Annotated in this window: 17 protein-coding genes; all 17 read left to right on the forward strand. The window is 47.3% G+C overall.

Annotated elements, in window-relative coordinates; genetic code table 11:
• The first annotated feature begins 53 nt into the window (after positions 1–53).
• The 17 genes from DWW70_RS08280 to DWW70_RS08365 all read left to right on the forward strand — a co-directional run bounded on the left by DWW70_RS08280 (position 54) and on the right by DWW70_RS08365 (position 23,057).
• Positions 54–4,199: a SpaA isopeptide-forming pilin-related protein gene (locus DWW70_RS08280; protein ID WP_118649633.1), complete on the forward strand. Its 4,146-nt coding sequence runs from the start codon at positions 54–56 to the stop codon at positions 4,197–4,199.
• A 162-nt stretch (positions 4,200–4,361) separates the two neighbouring features.
• On the forward strand, positions 4,362–4,664 hold the full coding sequence (locus DWW70_RS08285; RefSeq protein WP_015522521.1) for a hypothetical protein: 303 nt from the start codon (positions 4,362–4,364) through the stop codon (positions 4,662–4,664).
• A gap of 9 nt (positions 4,665–4,673) precedes the next feature.
• The gene (locus DWW70_RS08290; RefSeq protein WP_117688250.1) at positions 4,674–4,946 is read left to right on the forward strand and encodes a hypothetical protein; all 273 of its coding nucleotides are present in this window, start codon (positions 4,674–4,676) and stop codon (positions 4,944–4,946) included.
• A 131-nt stretch (positions 4,947–5,077) separates the two neighbouring features.
• Complete coding sequence (locus DWW70_RS08300; RefSeq protein ID WP_117845077.1) at positions 5,078–5,677, forward strand: hypothetical protein; 600 nt, start codon at positions 5,078–5,080, stop codon at positions 5,675–5,677.
• Positions 5,678–5,689: 12 nt separating this feature from the next.
• Positions 5,690–5,908, forward strand: a complete 219-nt coding sequence (locus DWW70_RS08305) for a hypothetical protein (RefSeq protein ID WP_117688253.1) — start codon at positions 5,690–5,692, stop codon at positions 5,906–5,908.
• Between the two features lie 23 nt (positions 5,909–5,931).
• Positions 5,932–14,193 (forward strand): LPD25 domain-containing protein, encoded by an 8,262-nt coding sequence (locus DWW70_RS08310; RefSeq protein ID WP_118649634.1) that lies wholly within the window; start codon positions 5,932–5,934, stop codon positions 14,191–14,193.
• A 74-nt stretch (positions 14,194–14,267) separates the two neighbouring features.
• The gene (locus DWW70_RS08315; protein WP_015522526.1) at positions 14,268–14,600 is read left to right on the forward strand and encodes a DUF6664 family protein; all 333 of its coding nucleotides are present in this window, start codon (positions 14,268–14,270) and stop codon (positions 14,598–14,600) included.
• A 129-nt stretch (positions 14,601–14,729) separates the two neighbouring features.
• The gene (locus DWW70_RS08320; protein WP_118649635.1) at positions 14,730–16,043 is read left to right on the forward strand and encodes a hypothetical protein; all 1,314 of its coding nucleotides are present in this window, start codon (positions 14,730–14,732) and stop codon (positions 16,041–16,043) included.
• Between the two features lie 79 nt (positions 16,044–16,122).
• Entirely contained in the window at positions 16,123–17,106 is a 984-nt protein-coding gene (locus DWW70_RS08325; RefSeq protein ID WP_015522528.1) for a DUF3991 and TOPRIM domain-containing protein, read from the forward strand.
• A 74-nt stretch (positions 17,107–17,180) separates the two neighbouring features.
• The gene (locus DWW70_RS08330; RefSeq protein WP_117688257.1) at positions 17,181–17,483 is read left to right on the forward strand and encodes a hypothetical protein; all 303 of its coding nucleotides are present in this window, start codon (positions 17,181–17,183) and stop codon (positions 17,481–17,483) included.
• Between the two features lie 110 nt (positions 17,484–17,593).
• A complete protein-coding gene (locus DWW70_RS08335; protein ID WP_117688258.1) occupies positions 17,594–17,743 on the forward strand; it encodes a DUF3789 domain-containing protein in 150 nt (49 codons plus the stop codon).
• Entirely contained in the window at positions 17,706–18,035 is a 330-nt protein-coding gene (locus tag DWW70_RS08340; protein WP_117688259.1) for a plasmid mobilization protein, read from the forward strand. Before DWW70_RS08335 ends, DWW70_RS08340 begins: the two co-directional genes overlap by 38 nt.
• Positions 18,035–19,441: a relaxase/mobilization nuclease domain-containing protein gene (locus DWW70_RS08345; RefSeq protein ID WP_118649636.1), complete on the forward strand. Its 1,407-nt coding sequence runs from the start codon at positions 18,035–18,037 to the stop codon at positions 19,439–19,441. The genes DWW70_RS08340 and DWW70_RS08345 overlap by 1 nt, the downstream gene beginning before the upstream one ends.
• Complete coding sequence (locus DWW70_RS08350; RefSeq protein WP_117733817.1) at positions 19,383–20,195, forward strand: PcfB family protein; 813 nt, start codon at positions 19,383–19,385, stop codon at positions 20,193–20,195. The genes DWW70_RS08345 and DWW70_RS08350 overlap by 59 nt, the downstream gene beginning before the upstream one ends.
• Positions 20,196–20,200: 5 nt before the next feature.
• A complete protein-coding gene (locus DWW70_RS08355) occupies positions 20,201–21,064 on the forward strand; it encodes a hypothetical protein (protein ID WP_118649637.1) in 864 nt (287 codons plus the stop codon).
• Between the two features lie 15 nt (positions 21,065–21,079).
• A complete protein-coding gene (locus DWW70_RS08360) occupies positions 21,080–21,277 on the forward strand; it encodes a hypothetical protein (RefSeq protein ID WP_015522534.1) in 198 nt (65 codons plus the stop codon).
• Entirely contained in the window at positions 21,264–23,057 is a 1,794-nt protein-coding gene (locus DWW70_RS08365) for a VirD4-like conjugal transfer protein, CD1115 family (RefSeq protein WP_015522535.1), read from the forward strand. Before DWW70_RS08360 ends, DWW70_RS08365 begins: the two co-directional genes overlap by 14 nt.
• The last annotated feature ends 3 nt before the right edge of the window (positions 23,058–23,060 follow it).

The following is a 23,060-nucleotide window of genomic DNA, read 5'->3' on the forward strand; positions in this document are numbered from 1 at the left end:
TTTTTCGGTTAGTAAGGGAAATTTTCAATATTAACATTATCAGGAGGTAAGCGATGAAAATTCGTGGATTATTCAAAAAGGCTGCGGCTACTCTTATGGCTGCGGTCACGGCATTGTCGATTTTGCCTGCAACGACGGCGTTTGCAGCGGGTGACATTGGTACGATTTCCTTTAGCCACACCTACGACAGCAGCGGCAATGCTATGAGGTACAATTCGAGTGCCACCTTTGACGGTCATACCGCAGGCGGCACGGGAAACTATAAGTACCGTATGTTTGTGGACGGAGAAAACGCCTTTTGTATTCAGCCGGGTGTACCGCTGAATACGGGTAACACATTGAAAAAGGCATCTTCGGACACTTGGAACGCCCTTTCTGCCAATCAGAAAAAGGCAGTCGGGCTTGCCCTGCTCTACGGGTATCAGGGCAACCGCAGTAACCTTACAGGAAGCGATGATGAGAAGTGGGTTGCGACACAGACCCTTGTATGGGAGTTTGTCACGGGCTGCCGTGAAGCCACAGGCTCATTTAGCAAGACAAGCGACAAGGTTTACAGCCTGCACTTTGGCTCTAACTATGCCAACAGCGGAGCAAAGGCGGCATACGACCAGATTGTTTCGCTGATGAGCGAGCATCATACCATTCCGAGCTTTATGTCGGGCAGTAAAAACGGCATCACAAAGGAGCTTGCCTATAAGGACGGCAAATATACGCTGACCTTTACGGACAGCAACGGCGTTCTTTTCGATTATGCCTTTTCAAGCTCTGACAGTAAGGTAAGCGTGTCGAAATCTGGCAACAAGCTGACTATCAGCTCTGCCAAAGCCTTTGACGGTACGGTACGCATTACCGCAACAAGAAACAATATGCCGATAGTCAGCAGCAGTGCAAAGCTGATTGCCTACGGTGACCCGAACTTGCAGGACTTGGTAACAGGCGTTGAAAATGCCGATACCGTAGCCGCCTATATCAATGTGGAAACCCCGACAGGCACGATTGCCCTGAAAAAGACTTCCGAGGACGGCATTGTAGAGGGCATCCAGTTTACCATTAAGGGCAAGGACTTCAACCAGACAGTTAAGACCGACAAGAACGGTAATATTACCGTAGCAGGTTTAGTGCCTGACATCTATACCATTACGGAACAGGCGATTGATAAATATGAGCCGCAGCAGACCCAGACCGTTACCCTTATCGGCGGCAAGACCACAACCGTCACTTTCAGTAATGTCTTAAAGCGTGGAAGCCTTGAAGTGGTTAAAACTTCCGAGGATAATCTGGTGGAGAGCGTGAAATTCCACCTTTACGGAACTTCCCTTAGCGGTTATTCCGTTGATGAATATGCCGTAACCAATGCAAAGGGCGTTGCAAAGTTTGAAAATGTCCTTATCAGCGGCAACACCCCTTACACCTTAGAGGAAGTAGATACCGCAATCCGCTATGTCGTTCCTGCTTCCCAGACCGCACCGATTGAATGGAACAAGGTCACAAACCGCAGTTTCCACAACATTCTCAAAAAATTCAATGTGACGGTCACAAAGACCGATGCAGAAACAGGCAAGCCGCAGGGCGACGCTTCCCTTGCAGGTGCGGTGTATGGCATTTACAAGGGCGAAGAACTCATTGACACTTATACCACCGATGCAAACGGTCAGTTTACGACCAAGTATTATATTTGTGACAATGACTGGACTATCCGAGAAATCAGCCCGTCCGAGGGCTATCTGCTCGACACCACCATTCATAAGGTCGGTGCAGAGCCTGAGCTTTATACCGTAGAACTGAACAGCACGGAAAACGCCGTGAATGAACAGGTCATTAAGGGTAACATCTCCATTATCAAGCACACCGACAACGGCGAAACACAGATTGAAACACCTGAAGAAGGGGCTGTTTTTGAGGTTTATCTGAAAGCCGCAGGCAGCTATGAAGCAGCAAAGGAAACCGAGCGTGATACGCTCACCTGCGATGAAAACGGCTTTGCCCAGAGTAAGGATATGCCATACGGCATTTATACCGTGAAGCAGACCTCTGGTTGGGAGGGTCGTGAGCTGATGAAGCCTTTTGATGTATTTATCAATCAGGACGGTCAGACCTACCGCTATCTTATCAACAACGCAAACTTTGAGAGTTATATCAAGATTGTCAAGAAAGATGCGGAAACAGGCAAGACAATCCCGTATGCAGGTGCAGGCTTCCAGATTTATGACCCAAGCGGCAGCCTTGTATCTATGACTTTCACTTACCCCGAAGTGACAACGATTGATACTTTCTACACCACCGCAGACGGCGACCTTATCACACCGCAGACTTTGGAATACGGCAAGGGTTATTCTCTGGTTGAGGTGCAAGCCCCTTATGGTTATGTGCTGAACTCCGAGCCTGTCTATTTTGATGTGGTGCAGGAAAATTCAGAAGAAGAAAGCGGCATTACCGTTATCGAAGTGGTACGCTCCAATATGGCACAGAAAGGCACAGTTACCGTAACTAAATCTGGCGAGGTGTTCAGCACCGTTGCAGGCGACAAAGGCTTGTATCAGCCTATCTTCTCTGTCGGCAATCTGGAGGGTGCGGTCTATGAGATTACCGCCGCCGAGGATATTTATACTCTGGACGGAACGCTCAGAGCTTCTAAGGGCGAGGTTGTGGATACTATTACCACAGGCAAAGACGGTACGGCAAAATCCAAGGAGCTGTATCTTGGAAAGTACGAGGTCAAAGAGGTTACTGCTCCGTTCGGTTTCGTACTGAATGAGGAAATCCACGCCGTTGAGCTTGTGTATACAGGTCAGGAAATCGCCGTAACGGAAACTGCCACAGGTTTTGTGAACGAGCGTCAGCGTGTGGAAATCGACCTTGTGAAAGCCCTTGAAATTGACAAGGATTACGGCGTGGGCGAAAACGGCGAGTTTGCCGATGTAACCTTTGGCTTGTATGCAGCCGAGGAACTGACTGCCGCAGACGGAAAGACTATCCCTGCTGACGGTCTGATTGAGGTCATCTTCCTTAATGAGAATGGTCACGGCAAAGCAATCAGCGACCTGCCGATTGGCAGCTACTATGTGCAGGAAATCAAGACCAATGCGGCTTATCTTACGAGCGATACCAAATATCCTGTAAACTTTAAGTATGCAGGTCAGGAAACCGCTACTGTCCACATCACGGCAAACGAGGGCAACGCCATTGAAAACAAGCTGATTTACGGCTCTGTAAGCGGTAAGAAGTCTGATGAGGACGGAAAAGCTCTTGGCGGTGCTGTTATCGGCATCTTTAAGGTGGGTACAACCGAGTTTACAAAGGAAAATGCGATTAAGACTACCACATCGGCTGATGACGGTAGTTTTTCTTTTGCAAAAGTACCGTATGGAACTTGGGCAATCCGTGAAATCGAAAGCCCGAAAGGTTTTGTACTCTCCGAGGAAGAAATCCCTGTTACTATCGGCAAGGTGGACGAGGTTGTGGAAATCGAGCTTGTCAACTTCTATATCACAGGCAAAATTGAGCTGACTAAGGTGGACGAGGATTACCCTGAAAACAAGCTGACAGGTGCGGTCTTTGAAGTCTATGCCGATAAGAACGGCGACGGAAAGCTCGACAAAGACGATGAGCTGCTCGGAACAATGGGCGAAGTGGAAAAAGGCGTTTACCAGATGGGCGACCTCAGATATGGAAAATACCTTGTCCGTGAAAAGACAGCCCCAGAGGGCTTTGTACTTGACGAGGGCGTGTATGGCGTATCCATTGAGGAAAACGGCAAGACCTATGCCGTAGAGAACAAAGCAGGCGTTGGCTTTATCAACACTGCACAGAAAGGCTCTCTGAAAATCGTTAAGACTTCCTCTAATGGAAAACTGGAGGGCTTCTCTTTCAGGGTAACAGGCACGGACTATGACCAGACCTTTAAGACCGACAAAAACGGCGAAATCTTCATTGAGGGCTTGCGTATTGGCGAGTACACCGTTTCCGAGGTCAGCGACAATGCTTCCGCAGGCTATATTCTCCCTGCCGACAAGCAGGCAACGGTAAAGGTCGGAGCAACCACGATTGTCCAGATGCACAACGAACTTCGTGACACACCGAAAACAGGCGATGACTTCAATCCTGCCTTGTGGGTAAGCCTTGCGGCAGTATCCCTTATCGGTGCAGGCGTTCTCGGCATTGTTGGCTTTAAGGGCAGAAAAAAGAAAAAGGAGGACTAAGGAATGGACGCAAAGACTATCATTGCCATCGTGCTTGTCGTCTTTATCGGCGGTGCGGCACTCTGGCTCAATATCCGTCACAGAAAGAATAAGTGACCCATAAAATGCAGGAACGGGGGCGGCTGAAATATGCCGCCCTCTTTCCATATATGGAGGTATCCAATGCGGAACTTAAAGACCGTTGAAAAGAAAGTCAGGGCTATTCTGGAAAAGAACGAAGATGCCCGAAATGACGATATGGTGCTGTACCTTGCCCTTTGTAATGTGTGCCTGAAAGATGCGGGGGCAATCCCCCTTGCGGAAATAATGACACAGTATAAATATCTCGGTCTGCCGAGCTTTGAAAGTGTCAGCAGGACACGCCGCAAATTGCAGGCGAAGCACCCAGAACTGTCAGGCAACGCCCGTATGCAGCGGCTTCGGGCAACAGGCGAAAAGGCATATCGGAAGTATGCCAAAGAATGAGAGGTGTCTATGGACGAAGAAAAACGCTCCAATGGGGGCTATGAAATCATAGAGAGCTGTACTATCGGGAGTAACGAGCTTGTCATCGGTCATAACCCTAATGCCCCTAACCCTTATGTGTGTTGGTACTGTAAGGGCGGCGATAACTATTTCTGGGGCTACTACTGCAATGATATTTCTGCCGCACGGGAGAAGCTGAATGAACGGTATCAAACGGAGTGCCGTATGCCGTACAATCAAGCTGCCCCGAAGCAGAAAAATGGTGATGACCGTGAGCGATAAGCAAAAGAAATATGACTGTACGACCTGTCCTTATCCCCGATATAAGGACGGGTCAGTTATTTTCTGCGATGTCTGTATCCGCAAGATTTTAGACGAGCAGAAAGCGAAAAAAGAACGAAAGGAGCAGCCGAATGAGTGAAGAAAAAAGAATGCTCGGTAATTATGAAGTGACCCAAAGCATCTATGTTGGGGATAAAGAGGTTGTGCTTGCCGTGGATAAAAAGGAACAGTATCCCTTTTTAGTCTGCTACTGCGACTACCACAATCCGCTGTCAGCAGCGTGGGCAACTGAGGGCGTTGTTTCCGATGATTATCTGGAAGCAATGGAGATTTTCACGGAACGGGTACAATCTCAGATTGACCGCACCAGAGCCGAGCTGTCAAAGTTTCCTTTTGATAAAGCCGTGTTCACAAAGGAGCATTGTATTCCTGACGACCATAAAAGCAATATCGTTGGCAAGGTCGTCGTTCTCAATGCCGAGCCGAAACGGTATGAATATCAGCACCCTGCCTATCAGCTTATCTTGGCAGAGGGCGGCAACGGTGCAACAGGCGGCAGAGGTCAGGCGGTGTTTGGTACTTGCCTTGCCACGGGCGAAAGAGCCAGATGGGAAAGGTACGATGTGCTTGGGGAAATCAAGCCCGAATGTATGCCCGATTGGGCAAAAGAAGCCCTTGCCAAAGTCAAGGGGCAGGAAAAAGCCCCGAAGCACAAGGATTTAGAACGATAGGAGGACTGACAAATGGCAGTAAACCAGAAAGCGGTCAAGGTCTTAAACAAGATTTTGGAAGCAGGTTTTACCGATGAAAAAGCCATTGCCGCTATGACAATGGACGATATTCTCTCAATGCAGGGTATTACGGTTGCGGATATTTCCCTTATCAATGACCTGCAAAAAAGTATCAAGGCAAACAAGGTCATTTCCTTTTTGGCGGCGATGCCAATGAATGACCCAAAATAAATCTATAAGGAGGTGAAAACCTAATGGCTGCGAAGTATCAGCTAATCACAGAGCTGTATCGGCGTACAGGTGTTGCCGTTGCGAAAAATCCGCAGGCGTGGCAGGGATTTTTAGCTGCCGCCTGCCGCAACTATAAATGCCGCTTTGACGAACAGCTCCTAATCTATGCCCAACGCCCTGATGCCGTTGCCGTGGCACAGCTTGAAACTTGGAACAAACAGTTTCGGCGGTGGGTCAATAAGGACAGCAAAGGCATAGCGGTCTTTAACCCGAAAGGTCGCAGGAACACGCTGAAATATTACTTTGATGTGTCAGATACGCACGAAGGGTATTATGGCAGCCGCCCCGTTCCGATATGGCAGATGAATGAGCAATACGAGCAGGCTGTTATGGAAAGGCTCTCGGATAGGTTTGGAGAGGTGGAAGGCTCTGATCTTGCTTCTGTCTTAATGGAAACGGCAAAGAACGCTGTTGAGGACAATCTTCCAGATTATTTTTCACAGTTAAAGGACTGCACAAAGGACAGCTTTTTAGAAGAACTGGACGATTTCAATGTAGAGGTCATATATAAGCGGCTGGCAGCAAACAGCGTTGCTTTTATGCTGATCAGCCGCTGCGGTCTGGACACGGGCGAGTTTTTTGACCGTGAGGATTTTCAGGATATTATCAATTTTAATACCCCTGCCACCATTAACGCCCTCGGTATTGCAACGAGCGATATTGCGGAAATGGCACTCAGGGAAATCTCCCTGACTATCCGAGATGTGCAAATGGCAGAGAAAACCCAAAATCGCACCTTTGTACCGAAACCGCAGGCTCGGTATGATATAGGCAGAGAACAACCCGAAAGGAGCAAATACAATGAACGAAATCACTTACACCAAACAGGGCGATTATCTTATTCCCGACCTGACATTAGCGACAGAGCCAGAGCTTCCGCTTGGCAGATACGCTTTGATGCACAGGGATTATCTGGAGCAGCACAAGAGAGTGACATACCTCAACCTGCTGACAACGGGCAGGCTGAACGAACATCTGCACCAGACAGAACAGACAGCACTACAACGGTTGGAGCTTCTGACGAAGCAGCTACAAGCCGAACAGGGCGTGACCGAGGAACTGAAAGCGAAAGCCCCGATGCAGTGGGTCGGACTGATGAACAATATTCGCAGTCAGGCGGAGGAAGTGATACTGACAGAGCTGATTTACAATTAGACAGGTCATACCCCGCCGAGGAAAGCATCGCCAATGAAACAGAGGTCAGGGCTAATCTCCCTACCGTAGAGGAACAGATTGAAATGATAGCTGAAGCAGAGGACGAAAAATCCTCTGCTTTTGCTATTTCTCAGGAGGATATTGACTCTGTTCTTTTATTAGGAAGCGGTTTTCAAAACGGCAAGTACCGCATTTACCGTCAATTCCAGAAACAAGAGGACAGCAAAAATAATATCACTTTTCTCAAAAATGAGTATGGTATCGGCGGCGGTACGCACTACTTCCCAGACGGAACGCAAGGCGGTCAGTCCCACGATGGCAAAGGTATCCACATTGAAAAGCATGGCTCATACACCAATCCAGACCTTATCCTCTCTTGGAGTAAGATGGAAAAGCGGCTGCGTGAGCTGATAAAGAATAACCGCTATCTGAATGAAAAAGAGAAAGACCACTATCCCGAATATCTAAAGAGCGTGGAAGCTCCGCAGTATGAAATCGACACGCAGGAGAAAGTGAACAGGCAGAGATTTATTGATGCCCACCGTGACCTGCCCCCTGCTGATAAACGGGATACGCTCTCTTTGCGGCTGTCCGATTTTATCCGTGACTTGGACGGTTACGAAAAAAGTCTGCTTGAAAATGTAAACAGAAACGACCTTGCCGATGTGACCGCTGAGCAGATGGAACAGCATTTATCTGACCCTGCCACCGTTCAGCAGCTCATTGACTTTCTTGCTCTGGTACAGGGTAAGACTTCTGATATTTACAGCCGCAGCAATGCGTGGCGTTTTTCGCAGGAGCTTCTGGAGCTATATCCGCTTCGCTATCTTTACCATGAGGACGATGTGGTATATATCGGTGCCGATAAATACGAGGTTGTGGCATTCGATGAAAATGCCGTTTCTCTGCGTAATCCAGAGTTTCCACTGTTCGGCAAGGAACTTAGTCGGGCAGACTTTGAGGAAAAGCTAAAGGAAAACCCTGCCAACGACCACTTAAAGGTCGTTGTGACCGAGAAACAGAAAACGGAAATACCGCCTGAACAAAAGCCAGACGGCATCCAGTTTTCTATCGGATTTTCGGAACACCCTGCCTTTTATGACAGGCAGTTTAATGACCGCTACACCGATTTGAGCTTTGCACTTGGTAATTATCTGCTCGGCGTTCTGGACGAAAAGCAGCACCGTGAGCGTGAGGGCGATGATAATGTCGGTTGGTATCACAAGACGGATTTTGATATAACCGTTACTATTGGCGGCGAGGACTTCCACTATGATGGACGGTTTGATATTGGCGACGGCGAGGGCGATTTAATTGCCCATATCAAGAACTTTTATGAATATTCCCTTTCCCCAGACTGCCCGTTTATCCCAGAGTGGAAAAAGCAGGGCGAGGACTATTACCGTGAGAAGATGGAAAGTTTGCGTTGGGGGCGTGATGTGTTTATTCCGTATCTGGAGCAGCACAAAGACCTGACCCCAGAGGACAGAAAGCTCTTTGACGAGATAATGTCCTTTGAAAAGGAATGGTTTGTCCCTGCCGAGGAAACACGCTCAGTTACAGACAGGGAAATTGATATTCTGCGAGATGTGCTTTCGCAGATGAAAATGGACGATATTGGTCTGTCCGATGAAAACGGTGTTATTGTTGCGAGAGACGAAGAAAATCGGTGGCAAGGCACGGAGTTTTACCATTTTCTGATTGATGAAGCGATGAACTTTGATGAAAACGGCGAGTTGGTCGGAATGGTTATGGATGCGGATACTCTGTCAGACTTTAAGGAGCTTGCGAAAGAAAAAGGCATACCTGTTGCTTCTAACCGTGCAGTACCCCATTACACCGTAGAGCAGACTTCCGATGCCTTTGCAGACCCGTTTATCATACGGGATAACAGCATACCAGAGGGACAAGACGGACAGTATTATGATGTAGGCGGTATTTATCAGACCTTTGAAACTGAGGAAGAAGCACAGGAATATGCAGACACCTTAAATAGTGCCGAAAATAATGTCAATCTGTTCGCCCAGAAAGATGCAGAGCGAAGCAGACAAGAACAGGATACTTCTGACCTTATCGGCAAGGAAATCGTCATAGACAACCGCCGCTATCTCATTGAAAGCGTTGGGAAAGTCAGCGATGATGTGTCAATGCGTGACATCACTTTTAAGGACAGCGTAGGTTTCCCTATTAACCGAGTGGAGAAAATCGGCTATATCCGAAGTCTTTTGGAGCAGGAACAGCCAGAGCTACCGCCCGAAGAAAAAGCTGAGAAGTCTGCCGTTCCCTCTGCTTTACGACACAACTACCGCATTACCGAGGATACTTTAGGCGTTGGCGGTGCAAAAGAAAAGTTCCATAACAATATGGCGGCAATCAACCTTTTGCACGAACTGGAGCTTGAAAACCGTCTTGCCACGCCCGAAGAACAAGAAACCCTTTCAAAATATGTTGGTTGGGGCGGTCTGTCAATGGCGTTTGACGAGAATAACGCAGCGTGGGCAAACGAGTTTCAGGAGCTTTACGCAAGCCTGTCGCCAGAGGAATACCGTGCGGCGATGGAGTCCACTTTGACGGCGTTCTATACGCCGCCCGTTGTGATTAAGGGAATGTATGAAGCCCTTGACCGTCTGGGATTTTCAGAGGGCAGCATTTTAGAGCCGTCCTGCGGCACGGGCAATTTCTTTGGTCTGCTTCCCGACAGTATGGCAGGCAGCAAGCTCCACGGCGTGGAAATCGACGAACTCACAGGCAGAATTGCAGGGCAGCTTTATCAAAAAGCGAACATTGCCGTACAGGGCTTTGAGGAAACGAAGCTGCCAGACGACCACTTTGATGTGGTTATCGGCAATGTACCTTTCGGAGATTTTAAGGTCAATGACAGCCGCTACAATGCCCAGAAATTTCTTATCCACGACTATTTCTTTGCAAAGGCTCTCGATAAGGTGCGAACAGGCGGCGTGGTGGCATTCATTACTTCTAAAGGTACAATGGATAAGGCAAGCCCAGAGGTGCGGAAGTATATCGCCCAGAGAGCTGAGCTACTCGGAGCAATCAGGCTTCCCGATAACACTTTCCGAGCAAACGCAGGCACGGAGGTCACAAGCGATATTCTCTTTTTACAGAAGCGTGACCGCATTACGGATATAGAGCCTGACTGGGTACACCTCGATACCGATGAGAACGGCATCACAATGAACAGCTATTTTGTGCAGCACCCAGAGATGATTTTGGGTGAAATGAAAATGGAAAGCACCCGCTTTGGAATGGATAGTGCCTGCAAAGCCTATCAGGATATTCCTTTGTCAGAGCTTTTGCACAACGCTGTCCAGAACATTCAGGGAGAAATACCAGAGTATATGGGTGAGATTGACGAAATCTCCGATGAGCAGGACGAGGTTATCCCTGCTGACCCCAATGTGCGGAATTTCTCTTTTGCATTGGTGGACGGCAAAGTTTATTTCCGTGAGAATGACATTATGACCCCTGCGGCGGCATCTATGACTGCCGAAAACCGTATCAAAGGGTTAATCGAAATCCGTGACTGTGTGAGAAAGCTCATTGAGTATCAGACCGAGGGCTACCCAGAGGAAATGATACAGACCGAGCAGGAAAACCTAAACCGCTTGTATGATGCTTTTTCCAAAAAGTACGGGCTTATCAACAGACGAGGAAATTATCTTGCCTTTGCTTCAGACGAGAGCTACTTCCTTTTATGCTCTCTGGAGGTGCTTGACGATGAGGGAAACTTCAAGCGGAAAGCGGATATGTTTACGAAACGGACGATAAAGCCCCACCGTGAAATCACTTCCGTGGAAATGGCGAGCGAAGCCCTTGCCCTGTCTATCGGGGAGAAAGCCCGTGTTGATTTACCCTTTATGGAACAGCTCACGGGTAAGACACAGGAAGAATTGATTGCCGATTTACAGGGCGTTATCTTCCGTATCCCCGCCGCCGAGCCTGCAAGGTATGTGACTGCCGATGAGTATTTATCAGGGAATGTACGGGCGAAACTCTTAACTGCAGAAGCCGCAGCAAAGAATGACCCAGAGCTTGCGGTCAATGTGGAAGCCTTAAAGCAAGTCATACCGAAAGACCTGTCTGCGGCTGAAATCTCTGTCCGTCTGGGTACGACTTGGATACCGCAGGAGGATATTCAGCGGTTTGTGGTGGAGTTACTAACCCCGTCAAGCTATGCAATGGGCAGGCTAAAGGTACGCTACACCCCAATGAATGGCGACTGGTTTATTGAGAACAAAAGCTCCGATATTGGAAATGTAAAGGCGGACAGCACCTACGGTACAAAGAGGGCTTCCGCCTATCGTATTATTGAGGACACCCTAAACCTGCGTGACACCCGTATCTTTGACTATGTGTATGACGAACACGGCAACAAAAAAGCGGTGTTCAACGCAAAGGAAACCACGGCGGCACAGGCAAAGCAGGAAGTTATCAAGCAGGCGTTTCAGGACTGGATATGGAAAGACCCAGAACGGCGAAACCGCCTTGTGCGGTACTACAACGATACCTTTAATTCAGTACGCCCCCGTGAGTATGACGGCAGCCATATCACTTTTGGCGGTATCAGCCCAGAGATTACCCTAAGATCCCATCAGGTCAACGCCATCGCCCATATTCTTTACGGCGGGAATACGCTCCTTGCCCACAAGGTAGGGGCAGGAAAAACCTTTGAAATGGTAGCCGCCGCACAGGAAAGCAAGCGGCTCGGACTATGTAATAAAGCAATGTTCGTTGTGCCAAATCATCTGGTCGGTCAGTGGGCTTCCGAGTACCTGCGGCTCTATCCGAGTGCCAATATCCTTGTGACAAGGAAGCAGGATTTTGAAACGGGCAACCGCAAGAAGTTCTGCTCCCGTATCGCTACGGGCGATTATGATGCGGTCATTATTGGGCATAGCCAGTTTGAAAAAATCCCGATGAGCATTGAACGACAGAGGGAACAGCTTCAAAGGCAGCTCGATGATATTGAGCGTGGTATTGACGACGTGCAGGCAAGCAGGGGCGAACAGTTCACGGTCAAGCAGCTTATGAAAACCCGAAAAGGGATTAAAGCGAAGCTCGACAAGCTCAACGATACCAAGCGTAAGGATACGGTCATTGACTTTGAACAGCTCGGCATTGACAGACTTTTTATTGACGAGAGCCATTTTTACAAGAATTTGTACCTCTATACCAAGATGCGGAATGTGGGCGGCATCGCCCAGACCGAAGCCCAGAAAAGTTCTGACCTCTTTATGAAGTGCCGCTATCTGGACGAAATCACAGGAAACCGTGGCACAATATTCGCAACAGGTACGCCTATTTCAAATTCAATGGTGGAGCTGTACTCTGTTCAGCGGTACTTGCAGTATGACACGCTGATGCAGAACGGCTTGCAGCACTTTGACAGTTGGGCTTCCACCTTTGGTGAAACGGTTACGGCTCTGGAACTTGCCCCAGAAGGTACGAATTATAGAGCTAAGACGAGATTTGCAAAGTTCTTTAATCTCCCAGAGCTGCTGATGATGTTCCGTGAGGTGGCGGATATTCAGACCGCTGATATGTTAAAGCTCCCCGTACCAAAGGTCAATTATCACAATATCAAGACCAAGCCGAGTGAAATCCAGACCGATATGGTGGCAGGGCTTGCAAAGAGAGCTGAAAAAGTGCGGGCAAGGCTTGTCGAGCCGAACATCGACAATATGCTCAAAATCACGAATGACGGGCGTAAACTTGCCCTCGACCAGAGAATGATTGACCCGATGCTGCCCGATGACCCAAACAGCAAGGTCAACGCCTGTATCGACAATATGTACCGTATCTGGGAGGAACACGCCGACACAAAGGCTACTCAGCTTATTTTCTGCGACCTGTCCACCCCGAAGAATGACGGCACATTCAATGTCTATGATGATATTCGGGAGAAGCTGATTGCCCGTGGCGTTCCTGCCGAGCAGGTGCGGTTTATCCACGAAGCCACCACCGATGCACAGAAAAAAGAGCTGTTCGGCAAAGTTAGAAGCGGAGAAGTGCGTGTATTGTTAGGCTCTACACCGAAAATGGGAGCAGGCACGAATGTCCAAGACAGACTTATCGCCATTCACAATCTCGACTGTCCGTGGCGACCCTCTGACCTTGAGCAGCGGCAAGGGCGTATCGAACGGCAGGGAAATATGTTCCCAGAGGTTGAGGTTTACCGCTATGTAACCGAGCAGACATTTGATGCCTACCTCTATCAGTTGGTGGAGAGCAAGCAGAAATTTATCAGCCAGATAATGACGAGTAAAAGCCCTGTCCGTTCTGTCGAAGATGTGGACGAGGTAGCTCTTTCCTTTGCGGAGGTCAAGATGCTTGCCACAGGCGACGAGCGTTTTAAGGAAAAAATGGATTTAGACATTCAGGTTTCCAAGCTTAAAGTGCTGAAACAAAGCTACCTTTCCGAACATTATGACCTTGAGGACAGGATACTCAAATACTTTCCACAGACAGTTAAGGAATATGAACAGCGTATTGTCTGCTATGAAGTCGATACAGCCCTTGCCGAGCAGAACAAGCCGCAGGGCGAGGAAAAGTTTTGTGCGATGACCCTGCGAGGGATTAAGTACACCGAAAAAGCTGCCGCAGGCGAAATGCTCCTTGCAATCTGCAAGGAATATCCGCTGTCTACACCTACCGAAATCGGCAGTTACCGTGGCTTTAAAATGGAAGTTTTCTATGATACGGTCAATGCCCACTATTGTCTTAACCTTTGCGGAAAGGCAAAGTACAAGGTAGATTTAGGCTTTGACCCTCTGGGAAACCTGACCCGAATTGAAAACGAGCTTGCAAAGCTCCCTGCCAGATTGGAAGCTGCCAAGACTAAAAGAACGGAAACTATCGCACAGTTTGAAACCGCAAAAGTTGAGGTACAAAAGCCTTTTGCCTTTGAAGGTGAGCTGAAAGAGAAATCGGAACGGCTGAACGCTCTTAACATTGAGCTTAACCTTGACAAAAAAGACCCTGCTGTGCTTGATGCCGAGCCAGAGCAAAGCGAGGAACAGCCCGAAAGAAAATGTGAAAATCGGGAGCGATAAAGTCATTTGCAGATTTGTATTGCCCCACTTTGGGCAGTATAATAAAGGCAGATAGTTACAAGTCGGAGGTGTGAATGATGTCTGGAGAGTTCAGATTTGAAACCTTTGTAGATACCCACAGCAATATTTTCAACGAATATCTAAGTTCTGTTGTTGCCAATCTCTCTAAAGAGAATGAGGAATACAAAGCCATTCAGGATAAGATTGAGAGTTTGTATCAGCAGTATCCGAAAGTGTTGGGTGTGTTTGATACCGAACAAGTGGCGGAGCTTACCAAAGAAGAATGTGCAGCTCTGATTAGGATAATGGAGCTGAAAAATCAGCTTGCGGATATAGAATTGCAGTCAATTTACTTCCGTGGATGTTATGACAGCGTTGGGTATCTCAAAAAAGCAGGAATTTTATAACCGAGAAAAGGCGGCATTGGCGTAAAGCTGATGCCGTTCTTACATAGCCGAAAGGTAGAAAAATTCATACTCAAGTAGTATAATAAAATAATACAAAGTACGACTATAATTTTGAATGGAGAATATATAATGAAATGTATCTATTGTAATTCAGAAGTAGAACTTACTTCATCGGATATAATCACATACGCTATTACAGGTGCAAAGCTAACCAAGTCCTTTGTCTGTAAAACACATAATGCCTTTACAAATGATAATTATGAGAAAAAATATGTAGCCGATTTGGATTTCTTTAGAAACCATTTGGGACTTACAACACGTGATGGAAAACCAATTCAGTATAAAGCGGATATATCAATAGACGGAACAGAAATGCATAATGTCAAAATCAGTAATAGAGCCTCTTTGTATGCTCCCAAAGATGTTGTTGCAGGTGTGGACGATAATGGGCATAAAATCTTGATGGCACCTATGGAGCGAATAAATAAAATAAGCAAAGGAAAAGCAACAGCAGTCGATATTAGTGATGTAACTTTGCATAAGACCATTACAGCAGATAGCTTTCTCGGTTTCTATGCAGTTCATAGTGTTGCTAAAATGGCATACGAATGGTATTGCTATATAAACAACATAGAAGAATATAAAACAGAATATAAAGACATTGTAGATTATATTTTAGGAAATACAGACGGAGATTTTGTTGATATCATATTAGAAAGAAACTATTATTTTGCTATTGACCAATTATCAGAGGTAGGAACTAACGCATTTTTTCAATATGATGATATTGATGGGTATAGGTATGTTGTATTTGACTTTTGGAAAACAATCGCATATAGAGTGAGAATTTGTAAATCTCCCAATGGTGTAATACCTGAAATAAAGTCATTCTTTTTTGAATTATATTTATATCATATAGACGGAAGCAAAACTAAGACCGCATTTGGTGCATATCCTCTTGATGGCAAAACAAAGCCAGCATTTATTACAATAAAACCTGAAGATATGAAAATTGATTTATGGCGTGAATTTATGAAGCGTATTGAAAAGATAATGTCAACTATGGTTTTGTCAATCTATACCTTGAAAAAAGAAGTTGATTTGATTTCGTTAAAATTAAAAAAGTATGATGAGGGCAAAATAGATGTGGCTCAATTATTAGGTTTCGAAGAAAACAATATTGTAACTGTAATTGAAATTATATCCTTATTACACGCTAACAAGGATAAATATGATAAGACGAAAGCGTTCAATTCAAATTTACCTATTATCCTAAATTTGAGAGGAGATACCATAGGTAGGACAATAGAGGACAAGGAGAAATTTATAAAAACATTAGTTGAACGAGATAAAAGCAAGACATTGTCTGAATATATCTGGCAAGGTATTTTCACATTCCAAGAGATTTATGGATATGAAATGAAGTTAATAAACCAAGAATAATTACAATATTACATAGCCGAGAGGTTTTCTTAATCGAAAGCCCCTCGGCTTCTTCTATTTCAGGAGGTGATTTTATTGAATGAGAAGTAACCGACCCTATGTGAAACTTGACCCTGCCGTGATTGAGCAGGCACGGCAGATGGACTTACTTTCCTACTTGCAGAGGTATGAGCCAAGCAACCTAAAGCGTGTGGCAGGTAATGTCTATTGCACGAAAGAACACGACAGCTTGAAGATTTCCAATGGTAAGTGGTACTGGTGGTCGAGAGGTTTTGGCGGTGTTTCTGCCCTTGATTATCTCATTAAGGTCAGAGAGTATAGCTTTGTGGAAGCCGTGGAAATGCTCACAGGTATTACGGCAGACTGGAAGCCGCCGCCTGTTTCCGTACCCAAAGACGAGCCAAAGGTATTGCTCCTGCCACCGAAAAATCGTGATTGTAACCGAGTGACCGACTACCTTTTCGGGCGTGGGATTGACCTTTCTATCATACAGGACTGCATTGCAGACGGTACGATTTTTGAAAGTGTCAAGTACCACAATGCCGTTTTTGTCGGTAAGGACGAAAGCGGAACGCCAAAGTATGCCGCTTACCGCAGCACGATAGGTAGCTCCTTTAAGGGCGACGCATCAGGCAGCGACAAGCGGTATTCGTTCCGACTTCTGGCAAGAGAGCCGACTAATACGGTGCACTTATTTGAAGCCGCCATTGATTTATTGTCCTACGCCACTTATCTAAAGTGTGAGGGTAAGGACTATAAATCGGAAAATCTGCTCTCTCTTTCGGGTGTGTATCAGCCTAAGAAAGAGATAAAAGACAGCAAAATCCCCATAGCACTAACAACATTTTTGAACGCCAATCCCCATATTAAGACTATCATTCTGCATCTGGATAACGACAAGACAGGCAGGATTTGTACTGCCACCTTAAAAGAATTGTTGCAGAAAGACTACCAAATCGTTGATGATCCTCCGCCTGTCGGCAAGGATTTCAACGATTTTTTGTTGTCCTATCTGGGGATTGCAAGACCGACTGTAAGCCGTGAAAGGAGTGATGCCCGTTGATTGTCTGCTGATATTGCCTCAAGAAACCAGCCCAACCACAACAGATTTTAAGAATGAAAGCGAGGATTTAACCATTGAAAAAGTATGATGTAACCCTGACAGGACACTATGAAAAGAGCATTACTGTTTATGCGGAAAGCCCCGAACAGGCGGCGGAAAAGGTAAGGATTATTCTTTGTGATACCGACCTTATCGACTTTTCTGACGATGATTTTGATTACGGAGAAGCCGATATTCAGGAAGCCGATGAGGAAAGAACGGCAGAAAACAGAGCCGATGATGAGGACGAGGACGAATGTCTGAAGCACGAGGAATGTTCGGACTGTCCGTACTTCTGCCCGATGTGTGGAGAGTGCCGTCTGGAGGACGAGGACTAAGTAATGTCTTACCAAGCACTGAATTTGATTATCCAAAAGTCTTTGGATACCAAATTCGCTTGTTAGGGGGCTGCCCCTAATACCCCGATATGAGAAAGGAGTTTTTAAGAATGAGTGAGTTTCTGTTTTTTACCATCGGCACAATGCTCGGCGGTCTGGTCGGTGTTGTGCTGATGTGCTGCTTGCAGATTAACAGGCTCTCCAAAAAGGAGGGATTGGAAAATGAGAAAGCGAAGCGTCCAGATACTTTTCCGTCTTAACGAGGAAGAAGCCGAGTATCTTTATGAGCTTGTGCGAAAATCGGGTCGCTCAAAAGAAGCGTTCCTTAGAGAAATGGTAAAGGGCTATCAGCTCTGCGAAAAACCCGACCCCGAATTTTACAGGATAATGCGTGAGCTGTCTGCCATCGGCAACCGTATCAATCAGCTTGCCGCCAAAGCAAACGCCCTGAACTTTATCGACACGCCGATGCTCCGTGAGGAAGCAAGGAAGTGGCACGATTTTCAGCTTGATGTCCGTAAAAAGTATCTGCTTCCCCGAAAGGTATCTTAATGGCGGTGTGTGAAATCTGGGATGTAAAAGGCAGGCTCGACCACCCGATAGACTATGCCGAAAACCCAGAAAAGACCGCCAACCCCAAATACACCGAAGCCGACTTGCAGGCGTTGGTCGATGTAATGGAGTATGCCACCAACAAGGACAAGACGGAAAAGCGGTTTTTCGTCACAGGGGTCAACTGCGATACTGCCACCGCCAGAGATGAAATGATGATTGCCAAAGCTGAGTGGAACGATGAAAGCGAGATTGTCTGCTATCACGGTTTCCAGAGCTTTAAGCACGGCGAGGTCACGCCAGAGGTTGCCCACGAGGTCGGCGTAAAACTTGCCGAAAAGATGTGGGGCGACAGGTTTCAGGTCATCGTTGCCACCCACTTAAATACCGAGTGCCTGCATAACCACTTTGTCGTAAACTCTGTTTCCTTTTTGGACGGGAAGCACTACCACGATAATAAAGCCAACCTGCGGCTGCTCCGTCAACGCTCCGATGAGCTTTGCAGGGAGTATGCTTTGTCTGTCATTGAACACCCAAGCGGAAAAAAGAAACCCTATGCTTTGTATCAGGCTGAAAAGAACGGTATGCCCACAAGGGATAATGTGGCTCGGCAGGCGGTGGACGAAGCTATCAGCAAATCGTTTACGCTCAAAGACTTTGACCGCCAGATGGCAGAGATGGGCTATCGTGTGAGCTTTGATCCCAACCGCAAATACTGGACGATAATCGGCAAAGGTTGGGAACGCCCAAAGCGATTATATAAGCTCGGAGAGGATTACACCAACGAGAGGATTACGGAGCGTATCAGGGAAAATTCCTATGCCGTAAAATTTTCCAGATTTGCCGAGCCGCAAAAAACCGTACAGGTTTTCCGTGTGAAAGGCTCACTCAAAAATGCGAAAAAAATCGGCGGCTTGCGTGGGCTGTATCTCCACTACTGTTACAGGCTCGGTATCCTGCCAAAAAGCAGAAAACAGAATTATGCAAGGCTTCATTATCTTTTGAAAGATGACCTGATGAAGATGGAAGCCATATCACAGGAAACAAGGCTGCTCTGCCGCAATCGGATTGATACGGTGGAACAGCTCTTGTCATATAAAGGCTCTCTGGAAACGGAAATGTCGGAGCTTACCGAACAGCGAAAGGAACTGTATTCCAAATCCCGCAAATCAGGCGGCGAAGAAAAAGAAGCGGTCAAGGCTCGGCTTACGGAAATTACGGAGAGAATGAAATTCTTACGGAAGGAGGTCAGACTATGTGGGGGCATCGAAGCCCGTAACGATACCCTCAAAGAAAAGCTAACAACCATACGGGCAGATGAACAGCAAGGAAAGGAGCTGATGACGAATGAACACAGGAGGCGAAGCGGCAGAACAAATCGTCCGAATGAGCTTGGAGGGCTTTGAGGTCGCTGCCAAAATTACAGGTGCAGGTGCGAAGAATATCGCAATCCTTTTGTATTCCATTCTCAAAGAAGAACAGAAAACAAAGGGCAAGGCAAGGCTTACGAATATGCTCCGTTCTGGCAAGGAGTTAAAGGTATTTACCGTAAGGAACAGCGACCTGAAGAAGTTTACGCAGGAAGCAAAAAAGTACGGCGTTCTTTATTGTGTCCTTGCAGACCGTAAAAACAAAGACCCCAATGCGGAGGTCGATGTGATTGCCCGTGCGGAGGACGCATCGAAAATCAGCCGCATTGCGGAACGCTTCAAACTGGCATCGGAAGCAACGGCTTCTGTTGTGACCGATGTGGAGAAAGCCAAAGACGAAAAGGCAGGTCAGCCAGAGCCAGACATCGGCGTACAGGACAAGGCAGAGAAAGACAAGCTCTTAGATGCCCTGATGGGTACGCCAATCCAAAAGGAGGAAAATGCCCCAAACCCCTCGGTGGCAAAGACCGAAAAATCCCCTCTGTCCGAGCCTACCTCAGAGCAGCCAAAGAAATCCGCAGAGGGGGCTACTATGACTAAGGAGAAACCTTCGGTCAAAGAGGAACTGCGGAAAATCAAGGAGAGCCGAAAAGAGCAGGAAGCAGATACTTCTTCTGCCCTGGACAAAAGCTCCGCTTCTGACAGGGCGAAGAAGCCGCCCGCAGGCAAGACGGAGCATAAACAGCCCCAGAAGCGGAAAAGAAAACCAAAATCCAAAGAAACGAGGTAAACAGTATGAGCATTTATGATGTATTCAGCGGCGGCAGCAAGCCCTTTGATAAAGCGGAATGGGCTGCCCAGAAGCAGGCACAGCGGCAGGAAGCCTATGAGCTGATTGACAACACCTGCTCCGAGATGATGGAAGACGGCGAGAGCTTCCGCCAGTATCTTGATGTGCAGGGGCGTTTTGACCGCTACTCGGTGGCGAACGCCGTTTTAGTATCGGCACAGATGCCCGATGCGACACAGCTCAAAGATTATAACGCTTGGAAGCAGAGCCGTGTCTATGTGAACAAGGACGCACAGAAAATCGTTATCCTTGAGCCAAGCAAGGAGTACACCCGTGATGACGGCACGAAAGCGGTAGGCTACAACGCAAAGGTGGTCTATGACATTTCCGAAACATCGGCAAAGGACAGGCAGCAGGCACAAGAGCCGAAAACGATGCGTGAGCTTGTATCGGCTATGATTGATGCAAGCCCCGTTCCCTTTGTTCCCGTTGCCGACCTTGAAATCCCTGCCTACTATGACAGTAAACAGCAGACGATTTTCATTAAGACAGGGCTTACTGAGGAACAGCTCTTTGTGAGTATGGCAAAGGAAGTGTCGGCGGCGGTTTTCGATTTCAAGCATAACGAGAGCCGTGATGCTTCCGATTTCAAATCCTTCTGCGTTGCCTATATGGTCAGCACCCGTTACGGCGTGGACACCAGAGGTTTCAGTTTTGACAGGCTTCCGAGGGAGTTTTCGGAAATGGACACGCAGGTATTCAAAGGCGAGCTTGGCTCGATGCGTGATGTTCTGGGCGAAATCCAGAGCGATATGTTTAAGAGCCTTGAAAAGAACAAGCCGCCGAAGAACAAAGAGCAGGAACGCTAATCGGAGGTGCAGCCTATGAAAGAAGAACGATACCACATCGCACTTGACAAGTACGACAAGAATATCGTTATCAATGCTTTGAACACCTTGCGTACACGGCAGTTGCAGGAGGAACGCCCCACCGACCCTGTTGATGAGCTGATTGACAAGGTGGCGAACGCCCCGACAAAAAAGGTCAGGGTCATTCCGTGCAGGTGCAATGAGGAACGATAACGACCAAAAGACGGGCTTAATCCTTTCTATCTGCGGCATCGTTCCTGTTGTATGGCTTTCACTGCTGACAGCACCCTATGTCAGCGGCGGCATCGTGGAGATAGTCAGCGGCTTATCCGTAGCAGTAAATAACCCGTTTTCCATAACGGTGTGTGAGGACAGCGTAAAGACTGTCCTTATTTTTTTGCTTGCCTACGCTATGGGCATCGGCATCTATTTCTCCACACGCAGGAACTACCGCAGGCGGGAGGAACACGGCTCGGCAAAATGGGGCAATACAGGTACTCTCAACAAGAAGTACCGAGATAAAAACCCGTTCGAGAACAAACTGCTCACGCAAAATGTGCGTATCGGCTTGGACGGAAAGAAGCACCGCCGAAACTTGAATATTTTGGTCTGCGGCGGTTCTGGTGCAGGTAAGACAAGGTTTTTTTGCAAGCCCAACGCTATGCAATGCAACACCTCTTTCGTGGTGCTTGACCCAAAGGGCGAAATCGTCCGTGACATTGGCGGTCTGCTCGAAAAGAAAGGTTATGAGGTGCGTGTCCTTGACCTTATCAATATGCACCGCAGCCATTGTTACAACCCCTTTGTGTATCTTCGGAACGACAACGATGTGCAAAGGCTTGTGACCAATCTCTTTAAGGCGACCACCCCGAAAGGAAGCCAGTCGCAAGACCCGTTCTGGGATACGGCGGCGAGTATGCTGCTTCTGGCATTGGTATTCTATCTCAAATATGAAGCACCGCCAGAGGAACAAAACTTCCCGATGGTTATGGAGCTTTTACGGGCAGGCGAAGTGCGTGAGGACGATGACAGCTATATAAGCCCTCTTGACGAACTCTTTGACCGTCTGGAGATGGTAAACCCAGAGCATATCGCCCTCAAGTATTACAGGGATTATCATTCAGGCTCGGCTAAGACCTTAAAGAGTATCCAGATAACCCTTGCCGCAAGGCTTGAAAAATTCAATCTGGAGAGCCTTGCAGGGCTTACTGCCACCGATGAGCTTGACCTGCCAAGTCTGGGGGAAAAGAAAGTCGCTTTATTCGCCCTGATACCAGACAACGATACGAGCTTTAACTTTCTTGTGTCGATTTTATACACGCAGCTCTTTCAGCAATTATTTTATCTGGCAGACCACAAGTACGGCGGCAGCCTGCCCGTGCATTGCCATTTTATTATGGACGAGTTTGCCAATGTTTCCCTGCCAGACGATTTTGACAAGATACTGTCGGTTATGCGTTCCCGTGGCGTGTCGGTCAGTATCATCCTGCAAAATCTGGCACAGCTCAAAGCCCTGTTTGAAAAGCAATGGGAAAGCATCGTGGGCAACTGCGATGAGTTTTTGTATCTGGGCGGCAACGAGCAAAGCACCCATAAGTATGTGTCCGAGCTTTTAGGTAAGGAAACCATTGATACCAACACCTACGGGAAAAGCTCTGGACGAAGTGGGAACTATTCGACCAACTACCAGATGTCAGGGCGTGAGCTGATGACCCCAGATGAAGTGCGTATGCTTGATAACCGCTACGCACTTCTTTTTGTGCGTGGCGAGCGACCTGTTATGGATTTTAAGTATGACATCTTAAAGCACCCCAATGTAAAACTGACTGCTGACGGAGGTCAGCCGCCCTATGTTCACGGCGAGCCGACACAGGCGGTTGCGACCCTTGTGTTTGACAGCGAAATACCTGATAACGCCGTAAGCGTTATGCCTGTCAGCACTTCCTATGAACTTCTGTCCGATGAGGACTTAGAAGAAATATTCAACATCTAAAGG

The organism is Coprococcus sp. AF16-5, assembly GCF_003479365.1.
GTDB classification, from domain to species: domain Bacteria; phylum Bacillota; class Clostridia; order Lachnospirales; family Lachnospiraceae; genus Coprococcus; species Coprococcus aceti.

Excerpts from the sequence above, each read along its gene's own strand:
- DWW70_RS08280 (WP_118649633.1), top strand. The coding sequence starts at position 54 with ATGAAAATTCGTGGATTATTCAAAAAGGCTGCGGCTACTCTTATGGCT.
- DWW70_RS08285 (WP_015522521.1), top strand. The coding sequence starts at position 4,362 with ATGCGGAACTTAAAGACCGTTGAAAAGAAAGTCAGGGCTATTCTGGAA.
- DWW70_RS08290 (WP_117688250.1), top strand. The coding sequence starts at position 4,674 with ATGGACGAAGAAAAACGCTCCAATGGGGGCTATGAAATCATAGAGAGC.
- DWW70_RS08300 (WP_117845077.1), top strand. The coding sequence starts at position 5,078 with ATGAGTGAAGAAAAAAGAATGCTCGGTAATTATGAAGTGACCCAAAGC.
- DWW70_RS08305 (WP_117688253.1), top strand. The coding sequence starts at position 5,690 with ATGGCAGTAAACCAGAAAGCGGTCAAGGTCTTAAACAAGATTTTGGAA.
- DWW70_RS08310 (WP_118649634.1), top strand. The coding sequence starts at position 5,932 with ATGGCTGCGAAGTATCAGCTAATCACAGAGCTGTATCGGCGTACAGGT.
- DWW70_RS08315 (WP_015522526.1), top strand. The coding sequence starts at position 14,268 with ATGATGTCTGGAGAGTTCAGATTTGAAACCTTTGTAGATACCCACAGC.
- DWW70_RS08320 (WP_118649635.1), top strand. The coding sequence starts at position 14,730 with ATGAAATGTATCTATTGTAATTCAGAAGTAGAACTTACTTCATCGGAT.
- DWW70_RS08325 (WP_015522528.1), top strand. The coding sequence starts at position 16,123 with ATGAGAAGTAACCGACCCTATGTGAAACTTGACCCTGCCGTGATTGAG.
- DWW70_RS08335 (WP_117688258.1), top strand. The coding sequence starts at position 17,594 with ATGAGTGAGTTTCTGTTTTTTACCATCGGCACAATGCTCGGCGGTCTG.
- DWW70_RS08340 (WP_117688259.1), top strand. The coding sequence starts at position 17,706 with ATGAGAAAGCGAAGCGTCCAGATACTTTTCCGTCTTAACGAGGAAGAA.
- DWW70_RS08345 (WP_118649636.1), top strand. The coding sequence starts at position 18,035 with ATGGCGGTGTGTGAAATCTGGGATGTAAAAGGCAGGCTCGACCACCCG.
- DWW70_RS08350 (WP_117733817.1), top strand. The coding sequence starts at position 19,383 with ATGAACACAGGAGGCGAAGCGGCAGAACAAATCGTCCGAATGAGCTTG.
- DWW70_RS08355 (WP_118649637.1), top strand. The coding sequence starts at position 20,201 with ATGAGCATTTATGATGTATTCAGCGGCGGCAGCAAGCCCTTTGATAAA.
- DWW70_RS08360 (WP_015522534.1), top strand. The coding sequence starts at position 21,080 with ATGAAAGAAGAACGATACCACATCGCACTTGACAAGTACGACAAGAAT.
- DWW70_RS08365 (WP_015522535.1), top strand. The coding sequence starts at position 21,264 with ATGAGGAACGATAACGACCAAAAGACGGGCTTAATCCTTTCTATCTGC.